Origin of the sequence: Paraglaciecola sp. MB-3u-78, from assembly GCF_002835935.1 — a bacterium.
GTDB lineage: Bacteria > Pseudomonadota > Gammaproteobacteria > Enterobacterales > Alteromonadaceae > Paraglaciecola.
In genome coordinates this window covers 533,244-547,671 of record NZ_PJCF01000004.1, presented here as the reverse complement: position 1 = coordinate 547,671, position 14,428 = coordinate 533,244, and the positions used below count along the sequence as shown (strand labels likewise).

Annotated in this window: 14 protein-coding genes; 8 read left to right on the top strand and 6 right to left on the bottom strand. The window is 40.7% G+C overall.

From position 1 onward, the window contains the following. Positions 1-215: 215 nt before the first annotated feature. Positions 216-1,211 carry an adenosine deaminase gene (add, locus tag CXF95_RS09190; RefSeq protein WP_198556537.1) on the bottom strand — a complete coding sequence of 332 codons (996 nt, stop codon included), beginning with the start codon at positions 1,209-1,211 and terminating at the stop codon, positions 216-218. A gap of 2 nt (positions 1,212-1,213) precedes the next feature. Further along, positions 1,214-1,852 carry a response regulator transcription factor gene (locus CXF95_RS09185; protein ID WP_101198383.1) on the bottom strand — a complete coding sequence of 213 codons (639 nt, stop codon included), beginning with the start codon at positions 1,850-1,852 and terminating at the stop codon, positions 1,214-1,216. A gap of 416 nt (positions 1,853-2,268) precedes the next feature. Between CXF95_RS09185 and cmoA the strand changes: the two genes are divergently transcribed. Then, entirely contained in the window at positions 2,269-3,003 is a 735-nt protein-coding gene (cmoA, locus tag CXF95_RS09180) for a carboxy-S-adenosyl-L-methionine synthase CmoA (RefSeq protein ID WP_101198756.1), read from the top strand. Positions 3,004-3,155: 152 nt separating this feature from the next. Continuing rightward, the gene (cmoB, locus tag CXF95_RS09175; RefSeq protein ID WP_101198382.1) at positions 3,156-4,127 is read left to right on the top strand and encodes a tRNA 5-methoxyuridine(34)/uridine 5-oxyacetic acid(34) synthase CmoB; all 972 of its coding nucleotides are present in this window, start codon (positions 3,156-3,158) and stop codon (positions 4,125-4,127) included. Positions 4,128-4,168: 41 nt separating this feature from the next. Here the strand turns inward: cmoB and alr are convergent, their stop codons facing one another. Both alr and CXF95_RS09165 read right to left on the bottom strand, forming a co-directional pair. Next, positions 4,169-5,266 (bottom strand): alanine racemase, encoded by a 1,098-nt coding sequence (gene alr, locus CXF95_RS09170; protein WP_101198381.1) that lies wholly within the window; start codon positions 5,264-5,266, stop codon positions 4,169-4,171. Between the two features lie 40 nt (positions 5,267-5,306). Beyond that, a complete protein-coding gene (locus tag CXF95_RS09165; RefSeq protein ID WP_101198380.1) occupies positions 5,307-6,176 on the bottom strand; it encodes a D-amino acid aminotransferase in 870 nt (289 codons plus the stop codon). 150 nt (positions 6,177-6,326) lie between these two features. Here CXF95_RS09165 and CXF95_RS09160 point away from each other — a divergent pair, with 150 nt between their 5' ends. Both CXF95_RS09160 and CXF95_RS09155 read left to right on the top strand, forming a co-directional pair. Further along, positions 6,327-7,175, top strand: coding sequence for a S1 RNA-binding domain-containing protein (locus tag CXF95_RS09160; protein ID WP_101198379.1), 849 nt, complete (start codon positions 6,327-6,329; stop codon positions 7,173-7,175). 7 nt (positions 7,176-7,182) lie between these two features. Beyond that, positions 7,183-7,575, top strand: a complete 393-nt coding sequence (locus CXF95_RS09155) for an OsmC family protein (protein ID WP_101198378.1) — start codon at positions 7,183-7,185, stop codon at positions 7,573-7,575. A gap of 249 nt (positions 7,576-7,824) precedes the next feature. Here the strand turns inward: CXF95_RS09155 and CXF95_RS09150 are convergent, their stop codons facing one another. Beyond that, positions 7,825-9,063: a cystathionine gamma-synthase family protein gene (locus tag CXF95_RS09150; protein ID WP_101198377.1), complete on the bottom strand. Its 1,239-nt coding sequence runs from the start codon at positions 9,061-9,063 to the stop codon at positions 7,825-7,827. Next, complete coding sequence (locus CXF95_RS09145; protein ID WP_101198376.1) at positions 9,060-9,692, bottom strand: 1-acyl-sn-glycerol-3-phosphate acyltransferase; 633 nt, start codon at positions 9,690-9,692, stop codon at positions 9,060-9,062. The genes CXF95_RS09150 and CXF95_RS09145 overlap by 4 nt, the downstream gene beginning before the upstream one ends. A 163-nt stretch (positions 9,693-9,855) precedes the next feature. Here CXF95_RS09145 and CXF95_RS09140 point away from each other — a divergent pair, with 163 nt between their 5' ends. From CXF95_RS09140 to CXF95_RS09120, 4 genes are all read left to right on the top strand, one after another. Beyond that, positions 9,856-11,112 (top strand): serine protease, encoded by a 1,257-nt coding sequence (locus CXF95_RS09140; protein ID WP_101198755.1) that lies wholly within the window; start codon positions 9,856-9,858, stop codon positions 11,110-11,112. Further along, on the top strand, positions 11,103-12,059 hold the full coding sequence (locus tag CXF95_RS09135; protein WP_101198375.1) for an FHA domain-containing protein: 957 nt from the start codon (positions 11,103-11,105) through the stop codon (positions 12,057-12,059). Before CXF95_RS09140 ends, CXF95_RS09135 begins: the two co-directional genes overlap by 10 nt. Before the next feature lie 302 nt (positions 12,060-12,361). Beyond that, a complete protein-coding gene (locus CXF95_RS09125) occupies positions 12,362-13,123 on the top strand; it encodes an NRDE family protein (protein ID WP_101198374.1) in 762 nt (253 codons plus the stop codon). 84 nt (positions 13,124-13,207) lie between these two features. Next, on the top strand, positions 13,208-14,398 hold the full coding sequence (locus CXF95_RS09120; RefSeq protein WP_101198373.1) for an amino acid aminotransferase: 1,191 nt from the start codon (positions 13,208-13,210) through the stop codon (positions 14,396-14,398). Positions 14,399-14,428: the final 30 nt, after the last annotated feature.

Below are 14,428 nucleotides of genomic sequence, written 5' to 3'. Positions count from 1 at the left end.
ATTGACTAATTCAAAGTGGTTGAACCTGTTTGCAAACAAAGGTTCTAAATCTCATAAATAATTGGATGAAGAACATAACCCGGCGAGCGGCTTCTTTTTGGTTACTTTTTCTTAGCTGTAGAAGAAAAAGTAACTGGTTCGAAGGGATTCGGGTCAAAACTGACAAGGATGTCAGTGCTCGTTAGAGCATAATTTTTTGCAGAAAAAAGAAAAGCTTAACGAAGTTGACTCAACAACCCCCTCTTAACACTATCCTCCACAAACGCCACCTCAACCCCATTCAACTGTATCTGAGCAAGCTGCTCAGCAGACAACCCCACAACCTCCCTCGCTAACTTATATTCATCAGCAATCTCAATCCCCGACACACCGGGATCGTCGGTATTCAAGGTCACCACTATGCCTCTTTCGATGAAGGTTTTAATCGGGTGATCGGCGATATTAGTACAAGCACCGGTCTGAAAATTAGAGGTTAAACAACACTCTATACTGATGTTGTTGTTAGCCATAAAGTCCATTAACCGCGTGTCTTCATGCGCTGCCACACTATGACCAATCCGCGTTGCGCCTAACTCATCAATCGCTTGCCAAATACTGTGTGGTCCGTCGGCTTCACCGGCGTGCACAGTTATGTTCCAACCGGCATCTCTGGCTAATTTAAAATGTTGTTTAAACCTGATGGCAGGAAAGCCTTTTTCGTCACCTGCCAAATCTAGGGCCACTATATCGTCTTTGGCTCTGAGCAATGCCTGCAATTCTTGATGACAAGTTGCTTCACCGTAACTGCGACTTAATATGCCAATGAGATTGACGGGTACACCGTATTCTTTAGTGCCTGCTTTACAGCCAGCGATCACAGCATCAACCACTTGATCTATAGGTAGATTATGGGCATGTGCCATAAAAACCGGCGAGAAGCGTAATTCTGCATAAGTGAGCCCTGCCCGCTTGGCATCTTCGACATTTTCATATGCGACTCTATAACAGGCTTGTTCTGAGGCTAATACTGAGACACCCAGTTCCATTTTCTGCAGAAAAGCCAAAAGGTCGGTCGTTTTAACTTGGATCTGCGTCGATTGGATTAGCTCTTCTAAGTTTTGTTGCTGCAGTGGAATAGAAAATTTTTGAGCTAGCTGCCAAATGGTTGACGGTCGAATATTACCATCGAGGTGTCGATGTAAATCAGTTAAAGGCAAGTCGGGGGTTATCACAACTACTGCTCAGCTATATCCAATTTGTTCAACAGTAATACCGCTTGCGTACGAGTATTAACATTGAGTTTTCTAAAAACCCCACTGATGTGGGCTTTGACAGTCGCCTCGGTAATATTTAAATCATAAGCGATCTGTTTGTTAAGCAAACCATTTTGCAATAGTTTTAATACTTGGAATTGTTTAGGTGTCAATTCACCTACTAGTCTTGCCACATCAATAATGGGTGCCAGATGTTCAATTCTCGATTGCATGCCCTCTGGTAACCAGTTATTGCCAAGCATTATTTGTTTCAATGCATTAGCGATGGTTTGAGTGGTTGTAGCTTTTGGTATAAACCCCTTGGCTCCTAGGCTCATTACTTTAGATACGACTTCAACGGAGTCACTTGCGGATATAACGGCTACAGGTACCTGCGGGAAATCTTGGGTGACACGGATCAAACCATAAAAATTATCACAACCTGGCATATTCAAATCTAACAGAATCAAATCAAAATCTGCATGTTGTTGTAAAGCCTTTAGTGTCGAATCTAAGCAATCAGATTGAATAATATCGACATTCTTAAACAATGGCTGCAGTGCCGATATCAATGCTTCTCTATAAAGAGGATGATCATCTGCTATTAAAAACTTCGCCACTGAACTCAGCCCGTTTATATTATTATTTTAACTACTTTATAGAAGACTTATACTTTAGTCTCAACTAATGAAGATATAATCCGTACTTATACCTAATTCATGAGCTAGATTTCACTTTTTTAAAATAATCGTCTATTTATTAAGCCAATTTTGATTAACCAATCGACTACCCTAGGATCTGTTCATGTTGGGGTATCACTTAACTGATGATCTTCGTTTACCACGATCTTGGGTGACATCCTGGGTATTATATTCTCTTACTCATATTCTCACCTCTTGACTTAAGCCTTTCGACCTTTGCACGCCAGCAATTATACGGATTGGTATGACTAACAAATTGGAAGCAAAGGAAATTGCTTGGATGAGATTGCACAGGTAGAATTGTGGATTATTTTTATCGAGGTCATTACGCAATCATGCAAGAAGTTAAAGACACCATTTATTCTCAACCACAACAAGTCGGTGAATTTCGATTTGACCAATCGGTGGCGGAAGTCTTTCCCGACATGATCCAGCGCTCTGTCCCTGGATACAGCACAATAGTGGATACTGTAGGTCAAATTTGCGCAAGGTATGCACAACCACAAAGTAATATATACGATTTAGGTTGCTCATTAGGAGCGGTCAGTTTAGCCGCTAGCAAATATATCCAAACCGAAAACTGCCAAATTCTAGCCATTGATAATTCACCTGCCATGGCACAACGCTGTGAATTACATGTACAGGCCTTTAAAGCGACGACACCTATTAGTGTTATTTGTGATGATATACAAAACATTGAGATTACAAATGCTTCTTGTGTGGTGATGAATTTTACTCTGCAATTTATCCCACCAGAACAACGTATCGATATTATGCAGAAAATATATAACGGATTAAATCCAGGTGGTGTTTTAATGCTATCTGAAAAACTGAGTCATGACACCGAACAAGGTAATGATTTAGTGATTGACCTACACCACGAATTTAAGCGTAGAAACGGTTATAGTGAATTAGAAATAAGTCAAAAACGCACCGCATTAGAAGATGTCATGCGTACAGAAACATTTGAGCAACATAAAGACCGGTTAACACAAGTGGGTTTTAGCGATGTTGTGCGTTGGTTTACCTGTTTTAACTTTGCATCAATGGTGGCGATAAAAAGCTATTAGCTACGAGCTACGAAAATATTTTTACAAAGTAAATGTTACTATCAACGAAAACTACGTCACATTAATGAGAATGGTGCTAGTTTTGGTTTTTTTGCTTCAAGCTAGAAGCTCGCGGCTCGAAACTCGAAGCTGCTTTTATTGCAGGAGGCCACTTGGCTGTTAATTGGTTCAATGATTTTTATAAACAGATTGCGGATTCACCTTTAAGTCATTGGTTAGAAGTACTCCCGGTTCAAATTGCTACTTGGCAAAAAGAACAACTGCACGGGGACTTTACTAAATGGGTAAAGTTGCTAAATAAGCTACCTAAAACCTCTCCCTCATCGATTAACCTGCAAGACAAAGTTGAATTTGGTCAAGAAGGTGATATCAGTGAATATACCCAAAAACAAATAATAGGCTTGCTTAAGCAATTTACGCCTTGGCGCAAAGGACCGTTTCATATCCAGGGTATTCATATCGATACCGAATGGCGCTCCGACTGGAAATGGGACAGAGTGCAACCACATATTCAGCCTCTTAGAGATCGCTATGTATTAGATGTCGGTTGTGGCAGTGGTTATCATATGTGGCGCATGTTAGGCGAACAGCCCAAAATGGTGGTAGGCGCGGATCCATCGCAACTATTTTTAATGCAATTCCAAGCGATTAAACACTTCAATCCTGACCCGCGCATTCACTTATTACCTGTAGGTGTGGAACAATTACCTGAACTCAAAGCATTTGATACAGTGTTTTCCATGGGAGTGTTGTATCACAGACGTAGCCCAATCGATTTTTTATACCAGTTAAAAAATCAGTTGCGCAAAGGTGGTGAATTGGTGCTTGAAACCTTAGTGGTAGAAGGTGACGAACAAACAGTATTTATGCCCGGCGAACGATATGCACAAATGCGTAATCTGTGGTATTTGCCCAGTACAGCAGCGTTAACCCTATGGATGCAAAGAGTCGGTTTTAAAAATATTCGCGTGGTGGATGTGGCACCTACATCATTAGAAGAACAAAGAGCAACAGAGTGGATGGACAGCCAATCATTAGTAGACTTTCTTGATCCGAACGATCCCAGCAAAACGATTGAAGGTTATCCTGCTCCCCTTCGAGCCGTTTTAGTCGCTGAATGTTAATTCACATTCACTAATACAAGCTTAGTTAACCTGAACTCTGGTTACTTAACAAAATGCCTAGTCACGCGTCTCGGCATGCGCGTTACTAGCTCATAACCAATAGTATCCGCCCAACTAGCCACTTCATTAGCCGATAACGTCTTACCCCATAACACCGCTTTATCGCCTAGTTGCACATTGGCTAGCTCAGTGACATCTACGGAGATTAAATCCATAGACACTCTCCCCGCCAGCGGGGCTCGCTGATTGTTGATTAATACAGGTGTACCCGATTTTGCGGTGCGTGGATAACCATCGCCATAACCTACTGCAATGGTGGCAATAACAGAGGGCCTTTGTGCCGTCCATGTGCAACCATAACCTACAGATTCCCCAGTTAAAATCTCACGCAAGGCTATCACTTGTGACTCAAAGTTCATGGCCGGGATAAGCGCAGTGGCTTCCTCAATAGTTTCTGCAAAAGGACTCAAACCATACAACATGATCCCCGGTCGATTCCAATCCACTCTAGTTTGCTGCCAAGCCAATAACGCTGCAGAGTTAGCCATACTCAGTTCCACTTTATGATTGGCATGGGCAACAATCGGCTGAATACAGGTTTCAAATTGACTAATTTGTTTAGCGGTATGCGCCCCACCCACAGCATCGGCATGGGCAAAGTGTGTCATCAACACGATATTATTAACGTTTGATGATTCAACCAACTTGGCATATATAGATTCAACTTCCTTTGGCAAAATTCCTAATCTGTGCATACCAGTATCAATTTTCAACCAAATATTTAGCGGTGTTTTAAGTCTGGTATTAAGCAGTTGTTCGAGTTGTAAACGGCTATGCACAATAATTTCACATTGATTGTCTAGAGCAATCTTTAATTCGCCTATATCAAAACACCCTTCTAACAATAAGATCGGTTTTTTTAAACCGTTTTCTCGCAAGATTAAAGCTTCTTCAAGACAAGACACAGTGAACATTTCAACTTGTGGCTCTAATGCTTTGGTCACCTCAACAGCGCCATGTCCGTAAGCATCGGCCTTTACCACGGCAACTGTTTTAGAATGGGGCGCTAGCGTTTGAGCCAAGCGGCAATTTGCTTGAATAGCGGCTAAATCAATAATAATTTTGGCAGGTCGAGACATACGGGGTATTTACATTCCAGCTATTGTTAGGAGAATTAGTTTAATAATTATGTTTATTCGCAGAATACAGGTATTGCGCAAGTTGCCAAATATCGCCTACTCTGCCATTGCCAATCGGTTGTCCGTCTAACTCAACTACAGGTGCAATTTCTTTGCTGGAACTGGTTAACCACAGCTCATCAGCAGCGTGAACTTCGCTCATGCTTAGCACTCTTTCTTGTACTTGCAAGGTGCCATCTTTACGTAAAATATCGAGCAACATATTTCGAGTGATGCCAGGCAGTAATTGATTATCTAAAGGTGGCGTTATCACCACTTCATTCTTGACAATAAATACATTGCAGGCACTGGCTTCAGTCAACTCGTCTCGCTGATTATATAAAATGGTTTCATCAACGCCCGCTTCCTGACCTTGTTGGAAATGCATCACATTACCTAATAACGAGGTAGATTTAATCTGGCAGCGTTTCCAGCGTAAATCTTCACTACTGGTGACTCTATATTGTTTGACCTTTAGCTTATCAGCGATAGGTGCCGCGGGGATTGTGAAGGCATAAGCAAACACTGTAGTTTGGATATTCTCAGGGAAAGCATGAAATCGTTTCACATCCGCACCACGGCTAACATGAAAGTATAAACCAAGATTACCTTTGCCATTTTTTTCAATTAAATTTTGCGCGATATCACGCCAATCATCCACACCCATATTTAATTTTATACCAATAGCATCCAGACCATTTTGCATACGCTGAATATGTAAGCCAAAACCCACTAACTTAGCATCGTAGGATGGCACCACTTCATATATACCATCACCAAACAAAAAACCGCGATCCATAGGCGATATTTTAGCTTCAGACATTGGCATAAACTGCCCATCTAAAAATACAATATTGTTAGCGTCTGCCATAAAGTACCATGTAAAGAAGGAATTTCTATGAGCACAATTATGCCATGAATAAAGCGATCAATTTAGTAATATATACATTGTTTTTATATTTCTTAATCTATTGCTAAGTTACAATATCCTTATAATTTCGTTAAAGATAATCAGCAAAACATGTCGCAAGTTGGAAAGTTTAATAATCTTGAAGTCGTCAATGAAGTGCCCTTTGGATTCTACCTAGACGCAGGCGATAAAGGTCAAATTCTACTCCCTACTAAAAATGCGCCCTTGGGCTGTAAGCTTGGGGATATGGTGAATGCGTTTATTTATCATGATAGCGATGATCGTCTTATTGCCACTATCAAACGTCCTAAGGTGTTTGTAGATCATTGTGCCTATTTAAAAGTCGTCAGTGTCACCAAGGTAGGTGTGTTTTTAGATTGGGGATTAGAAAAAGACTTATTAGTACCTTTTAGTGAACAAGATTACCCGATGTCTGAAGGGGTATCTTATGTGGTCTATGTGTTCTGTGATGAAGAAACAGGTCGTTTGGCAGCTTCCACTAAACTCAAAGATTTTTTGTATGAAGAGTCGAGTGAAGAAGGCGGTACGTTCGAGGCTAAGCAAGAAGTTGAGATACTGATATGTGGGCAGACAGACATGGGCTACAAAGCCATTATCAATGGATCACACCTTGGTTTGTTATTTAGAGACGAAGTGTTCCAGCCAATAAAAATAGGTCATTCCTTAAAAGCCTATATCAAACGTATTAGAGAAGATGGCAAAATTGATTTATGTTTTCAGTTCCATGATCCTACTGCTCGCAACACCCTAGAAGAACAAATAATAGAAGACCTAATTGCACATGATGGCCTGTCGACTTTAACCGATAAGAGTCCACCAGATGAGATTTCAAAACGCTTTAAAGTCAGCAAAAATGTATATAAAAAGGCAATTGGCAATTTGTTTAGACAAAAACGTATATTGTTAGACAAAACTAAAATAACGCTCGTTAAGAAGTAGAGAAACTATGAAAGCAACGGTTAGTTGGCAAGAAAACCTACGATTTACATGCAAAACAGAGACAGGCCATACCTTGGAATTAGACGGTAATGGCGAAACTATGACCCCAATGGAGTCAGTATTGCTATCTGTGGGTGCCTGTTCATCTATTGATGTGGTAGATATCCTTAAAAAGTCCAGAAAAAAAGTGGATGATTGTGTGTGTCAACTTGATGCAAAAAGAGCAGAAGAGGCGCCACGAGTTTTTACTGCAATTCATGCTCACTACATTGTCAAAGGTGAAGGTTTGACTGAAAAAAATGTCGCCAGAGCCGTTCAATTATCTGCTGACAAATATTGTTCAGTGATGTTGATGCTCACGGGAAATGTTGAAATCACCACGAGTTTTGAGCTAGCCTAAGCTACGAGCTACGAGCTACGAGCTACGAGCTACGAGCTACGAGCTACGAGCTACGAGCTACGAGCTACGAGCTACGAGCTACGAGCTACGAGCTACGAGCTACGAGCTACGCAAAAATGATTTTTCAGACTCGGTCTACTGTCAATCAAAAATGGCATCATTTATTGTAAATAATGCCCTTTATTGTCTTTTAAATTTTTACTCTACTTTTATCTCGCTGCTCGAAGCTGCCTTATCTCGTAGCTGCTTCTAAAACTTCGCAAATGCCTGTTCAAAATCGGCGATTATATCGTCTATATCTTCAATACCAATGGACATTCTGATCATATTGTCATTCACACCCATCTCTTGTCTTTCTTTGGCACTACTCTCGAAATAGATGGTAGAAGCGACGGGCAAGGCTAATGTACGGGTATCACCTAAATGCGTGGCGCAGATCACTAAGTTTAATGCATTTAAAAATTGAATGGGGTCGATGTCATCAACTAAATCTAAACTCAAAATCCCACCATAACCTTTAAAATATTCTCTGGCTAAAAAGTGCTGAGGATGACCAGCTAAGCCAGGATAATACACCGCCGAAACTTTGTCATGATTATGCAGATAAGAAGCCAAACGCATCGCATTTTCACATACTTTGTCAGTTCGCAGTACTAGGGTCTCTAGGCCAATTGAAATAGTATGAGCGGAATCTGGTGATAAAGTCCCCCCCATATCTCTAAGGCCTCTTTTACGAATTTGAGTGAGCCCCCATTGTGTTTTATCTGGGCCACGGTAAATAGGTAGAATGTTCTCGAAGCCACCCCAATCAAACAATCCGGTGTCGACTACTGCACCGCCTAAAACGTTACCATGGCCTGCAATATATTTGGTTAAAGAACTAATGGTTAGTGAAGCCAAAACTGAATTTGCGTCAAAAATATTAGCTGGCGTCATAGTATTGTCCACTAAAAAAAGCGCATGTTTAGACACGCATAGTTGGCCAATGGCTCGTAAATCTGCCACTTGTGTGACCGGGTTGGCAATAGTTTCTAAGTAAACCGCTTTGGTATTTCCTTTAAAAGCCGCTTTTACTTTCTGCACATCCGTCACATCAACAAAACTTAATTCAATGCCTAAAGATTGTAAGGTTTCGGCAAAACTACGGGTATTACCAAACAAAAAATGACTAACAATCAGATGATCGCCGCTTTTAAACAAACTCAGCATAGTGGCAGTAATGGCCGCCATGCCGGTTGCAAAGGTTATCGCCCCTATTCCCCCCTCTAAATGAGTAAGAATATTTTGCAGCGCAGCATTGGAGCCTGAAGACGAGCGAGAATAGACATGCCCTGTTTTTTTACCTTGAAAAACATCCACTAAACCTTGAGCATCTTTATATTCAAACAACACTGAGTTATTAGTGGCTTGATGTATGGCACCACTTTCAGGTGTATTCAACAACCTGTCTGCATGCACCAAACGGGTAGTAAAACCTTTATTTTTCAATCTCTCTCTCCACAGGGGGGAACAACGTTAGTGATCATCTTTTCAGGATACTTACCTTGTGCATATTTGAAGTGCAGATAAATCCTATTGAGTTCATGTTGGGTATTGTCGCTTATATTGTGCAAGGGACCAAACTCGATAAGTTTTTTCTTATAATCAAATGCTACCAAAAACACAGGTACCTTGGCTTTGTAGGCAATATGAAGAAAACCGGTTTTCCAAGGGGATATCGGACTGCGTGTACCTTCTGGAGCAAGGCACAACACCATACTTTCGGCTTCTCGCATTTTATCTGCCATGCCATCAACCAAACCATGTGTTTTGCTACGCTCAATAGGAATGCCACCCAATCGACGTAAAAGACGATCAAAAGGGGGTATAAAAATACTGTGCTTGCCAAAAAAAGAAATTTTTAGACGCAAGTTAAATGCCACCGCAATTCCCAGAACAAAGTCCCAGTTAGAAGTATGCGGCGCAACCGCAAGGATCATCTTTGAACAACAAGGGAAAGTGCCACTGTAAGACCATCCCAACAGTTTTAATACCGTTGTACCCAACCATTGACTAAATTTATTGCCTATTCTGGGAACTTGTTCGCAAAGAATAGGAGTATTTACACTATCAAGCATTTCATTATTGGCTTGTGCAATTTAAACTAGCCAAATGGTCGCTCATGTAAACCATTTTGTCGAGTGTAAACAAAATGTTAACAACCTGAATGATTATGCTAACCCCCTAAGGTAGCCCACCAAGTTGGCTCCACTAATCTTAATTGTCACTGGATCAATCACCTTGAGAATTTTACTAATTGTGTTTTCTATGTTCTGCTCGCTTGCACATAGTCAACAAACTGCCCAAAACCTATTTGGGCAGCATCGTACTGCCCTGTATCAAATCAAAATAATAGAACTAGAGTCTGGTAATAAATCATCCATTGGATCTGGTTTTCAGATCGATTCATTAGGTAATATAGTCACAAATTACCATGTAGTATCTGAATATGTGTATAACCCTGATAAATTCAGAATTGAATATTTGGCTCATGATGGTTCCCAGGGACAACTGCAACTTGTTGATGTAGATGTAGTCAATGATTTAGCCTTAGTCAGAAAAGTGGTTCTGTCCGAACAAGAAAGTGCTTTCCCTATTGCACAGTCTCTGCCATTGCAAGGCAGTGATATTTATTCTCTAGGTAATCCCCATGATCTAGGCATGATAGTAGTGCCAGGTACATTTAATGGATTAAAGAAAAGTAGTTTTTACCAACGGATCCATTTTACGGGTTCCATTAACCCAGGAATGAGTGGTGGGCCAGTGGTCAATAAGCTTGGTGAAGTGATGGGGGTTAATGTAGCAACCGCAGGCAATCAAATTGGCTTCCTTATTCCATTGGAAAAAATTCAGGCGCTGTTAAAAAGCCAAGATGCACAAGTGTTAGAAAATGAACAGTTTAAGCCTCGTATACAAGCACAATTATTAGCTAATCAGGATAGACTTTTTTCCTTGTTAAATAACCAAACTTGGGAAACAAGTGAATTAGGAGATGCGATGATCCCTTCGAAGATAACCGACTTTATCTCATGCTGGGGTGGCTCTAATACCAGCGATAAGGAGGCATTATATTTGTCGGTAGAAAACCGTTGTCAGTTAGATGAACAAATATATTTGCACCGTGGGTTACGCACTGGGGGGCTTGAAATTGAATTTGAATGGTTAGATGGTAAGGCTTTGGGAGAACATCGTTTCTATAATTTCTATTCACAAAGCATCACAGGTGCCGGTGCTGGCAACAATGCGACTAAAACCGATGTCACTAATTTTCGTTGCCAACAAGATAAAGTCACCAATATCAATGGTGTGACTAATAAAACAGTATTGTGTTTAAGGGCTTACAAAGAATTCGAGCAGCTCTATGATGTGCTTTTTGTTGCAGCCACACTTGATCATGCCCAACAAGGTTTGATTAGCCATTACACATTGGCTGGCGTTAGCAAAGAGTCTGCTTTGGTATTCACTCAGAAATTTATGGACGCAATAGCATGGCAATAGTTTTAGAACTGCTTTCTCGAAAAAATATCCCACTTAAGCATTATAAATTTGAACAAGACTATGTGTGCGTAGGGCGTGATTTTAATAATGACTTACGTTTAGACGACCCTTATGTGTGTCCTAGTCACATGTTGGTCGCCATAGATCCTGAATCGGGCAAACTCATGGTCAATGACTGTCAGTCAACCAATGGCATTAAAGTGAACAATAAATTTGTGAGGCAAGCCACGCTTAACTCACACGACATAATCAAAATTGGTCGCACCCGTTTAAGAATAATCGATACTAAAGTGCCTTTAGCTGAGGCGATACGTTTAAGCGAATTGGAAGAGAACCTTAGCTGGTTAAATCAAAGCTTTTTAGCTATTTGTTTAACCTTTGTTTGTTTAAGTTTTTTATTATTATCAAAATACTTGGGGAGTGTACAAGAGTTTAATTTGATTAAAGCACTTCCCTCTGAGCTTGGGCAATTGGCGATTCTTTGTTTATGGCCATTAAGTTTTGCAATCTTAGGTAAAGTCGTCAAAAAAGAAAGTCATTTTGTTAGCCAATTCAATCTAACTTGGATAGTTGTTTTACTTGCCAATGGACTAATTTTATTGCAACAGGTGGCTATATTTAATATTCATCCTGGGACATGGTTTACATGGATTGAATTAGTGATATTTGCGATCCTTGTTTCTAGCTTCATCTGGTTGAGCCTATTTATCGCATTTCATCAAACCAATCATAGGCGCAATATTATTGCATCTTCGATGACCTTCATCATACTAGCGCCTATTTATGCTTTGGGTTTTTTAAACACCGATGAATTTAGTCCACGACCTAGCTACAACCCAATACTATTACCACCTACTTACAATATAACGGCGGCAATACAAACAGAGAAATTTATTGCAAACGCCAACGACTTGTTTACCCAAGTTGATAAGCTAAAAACTAAATAAACGCTTGGCTTTCTTAATTACTGCGTAAAGGGGGGGTTATACCCATACCACCTCAAAATGCGCGTTTCAGAACGACTGGGGCGCTTCAATTCAAGGCGCGTCAATGACTGAATGTCGGTCACCTTCTGAATTGGCGCAACGAAGAAGTGGAGTGCCCAAGTCGTTCCATTTATGGCGGGTTTTAAAGCAATTTATCCAGCGTTGACTACGTTTGACTTAGATTACTAAGCCTGCAAGTAGTCGCCTTGCCTAAATTGCTTTAAACTCCCGCTGAATCCGTCATTTTGAGGTGGTATGGGTATATGTGTATTTTGTTTGTAGCTGTTAATCAGCATAAGGATTACCCGTTGATTATTGCGGCTAATCGTGACGAGTTTTTTAATAGAGGCACCACCGAGTCACACATTTGGGGTCCTGAGCATGGCATTATTGCTGGCAAAGATTTGCAAGCAGATGGCACATGGATGGGGATCAATAAACATGGCTACGTCGCATCTTTGACCAATATCCGCGACCCACAAAATATATGTGCAAATGCGGTTACTCGGGGTGAGTTAGTCAGTCGCTATTTAGAACAACCTGAAGACGGATATTATCAAACATTAAGTAATAGCAAAAATAATTACAATGGATACAACCTGCTGTTTGGCAAATGGAATAATTTATCAGTCTATAATAATCATTTGGATCAGCTGCAACAACTGACTGATGGTTATTATGGGTTATCCAATGCAAGCCTAAATAGCCCTTGGCCAAAAATTAATAAAGGTGTGAATAAATTAGAAGAGTATTGTCAGGATGGACACGACATCAACCCAGAAATATTGTTTACACTATTGTTAGATAAGTCTCTAGCCGCTGACGAAGATCTGCCACAAACAGGTATACCTATTGATTGGGAGCGCCGTCTCTCGTCTATTTTTATCCTTGGCGATGAATATGGCACGCGCTCCTCCACTGTATTAAAAGTGGATAAACAGCAAAATGTTCAGTGGCACGAACGTACCTACGACAATACTGCGAGCTGCACTTCAAGCCAGAGCTTTAATTTCAGTATAAAATAGTCCTAATTTAACTCGAATTTTGTAGTACCGGTGGCATAATGAGTACTCATTACCTAATCTGCTAATTTATCATTAAGGAACATCATGTTTGAAGTATTGCCCCAGCTTCCTGCCGACCCAATTTTAGGATTGTCTGCTGCATTTAAAGCCGACACTAACCCTAGTAAAATTGACTTAGGTGTAGGCGTTTATAAAGACGAACAAGGTCACACGCCAATTCTCGATTCTGTGGCTAAAGCACAAACCATTCTGTTAGGTAAAGAGGACTCTAAGACCTATATTACTCCCCAAGGCGTCCAAGGTTACATAGATGGTATGTTACAGCTAATGTTAGGCAAAGACAGTCCAGCCTTACTCGCCGATCGAATAGCTGCCGTACAAGCGCCTGGTGGATGTGGCGCATTAAGAATTTTATCAGAATTGATTAAGCGCTGTGACGAAAACATCACGGTCTGGGTCAGCGATCCTACTTGGGCCAACCACATACCGCTGATTGGCAACGCTGGTTTAGCCATTCAAACCTATCCATACTTTGATAAAACCAATGCCAGTATTAATTTTGAAGCTATGGTCGAATGTCTTGCTAAAGTCAAAAAAGGGGATGTGGTGTTATTACACGGCTGCTGTCACAACCCAACTGGTGCAGACTTAACCAAAGAACAGTGGCAAGTAGTATTAGAACTCGCGCAAAAGACAGGTTTTATTCCTTTTGTAGATACCGCTTATCAGGGTTTTGGTGATGGTTTAGAAGAAGATGCTTTCGGAATGCGCTTGTTAGTCAACAACTTGCCTGAAGTGATTATTGCGGCCTCATGCTCTAAAAACTTTGGTTTATACCGCGAACGAGTTGGCATTGCGGTGATGGTCACAGAAAATAGTACAATCCGCCAAGCCATTCAAAGTCAGATTCAATCCATTGCCCGTGGGATTTATTCTATGCCGCCTTCCTATGGTGGCGCATTGGTGGATATTATTCTGAATGACGAAACCTTACTCAATGAATGGATGGCTGAAGTTGAGGCGATGCGTTGTCGTATGCAAGATCTTCGTTCGTTACTGGTTTCAAAAATGAATGAATACGGTTCAAGCAAAGATTTTGAATTCATTAAAAAGCAAAAAGGTATGTTTTCATTTTTATGTATTACCCCTGAGCAAGTGCAAGCGGTTCGTGACCAACATAGTGTCTATTTTGTTGGCTCTAGTCGTGTGAACATTGCAGGAATTAGCAAATCCAACGTTGATACATTAGCCAAAGCATTGGTATCTGTAATTTAACAATATTTTGTGTTTCTTATAAAAAAACCC

Bases quoted from the DNA above. Each gene is read 5' to 3' on its own strand.
- CXF95_RS09145 (WP_101198376.1), bottom strand. From the start codon at position 9,692: ATGCTTGATAGTGTAAATACTCCTATTCTTTGCGAACAAGTTCCCAGA.
- CXF95_RS09135 (WP_101198375.1), top strand. From the start codon at position 11,103: ATGGCAATAGTTTTAGAACTGCTTTCTCGAAAAAATATCCCACTTAAG.
- CXF95_RS09160 (WP_101198379.1), top strand. From the start codon at position 6,327: ATGTCGCAAGTTGGAAAGTTTAATAATCTTGAAGTCGTCAATGAAGTG.
- CXF95_RS09120 (WP_101198373.1), top strand. From the start codon at position 13,208: ATGTTTGAAGTATTGCCCCAGCTTCCTGCCGACCCAATTTTAGGATTG.
- alr (WP_101198381.1), bottom strand. From the start codon at position 5,266: ATGTCTCGACCTGCCAAAATTATTATTGATTTAGCCGCTATTCAAGCA.
- CXF95_RS09165 (WP_101198380.1), bottom strand. From the start codon at position 6,176: ATGGCAGACGCTAACAATATTGTATTTTTAGATGGGCAGTTTATGCCA.
- cmoA (WP_101198756.1), top strand. From the start codon at position 2,269: ATGCAAGAAGTTAAAGACACCATTTATTCTCAACCACAACAAGTCGGT.
- CXF95_RS09125 (WP_101198374.1), top strand. From the start codon at position 12,362: ATGTGTATTTTGTTTGTAGCTGTTAATCAGCATAAGGATTACCCGTTG.
- CXF95_RS09155 (WP_101198378.1), top strand. From the start codon at position 7,183: ATGAAAGCAACGGTTAGTTGGCAAGAAAACCTACGATTTACATGCAAA.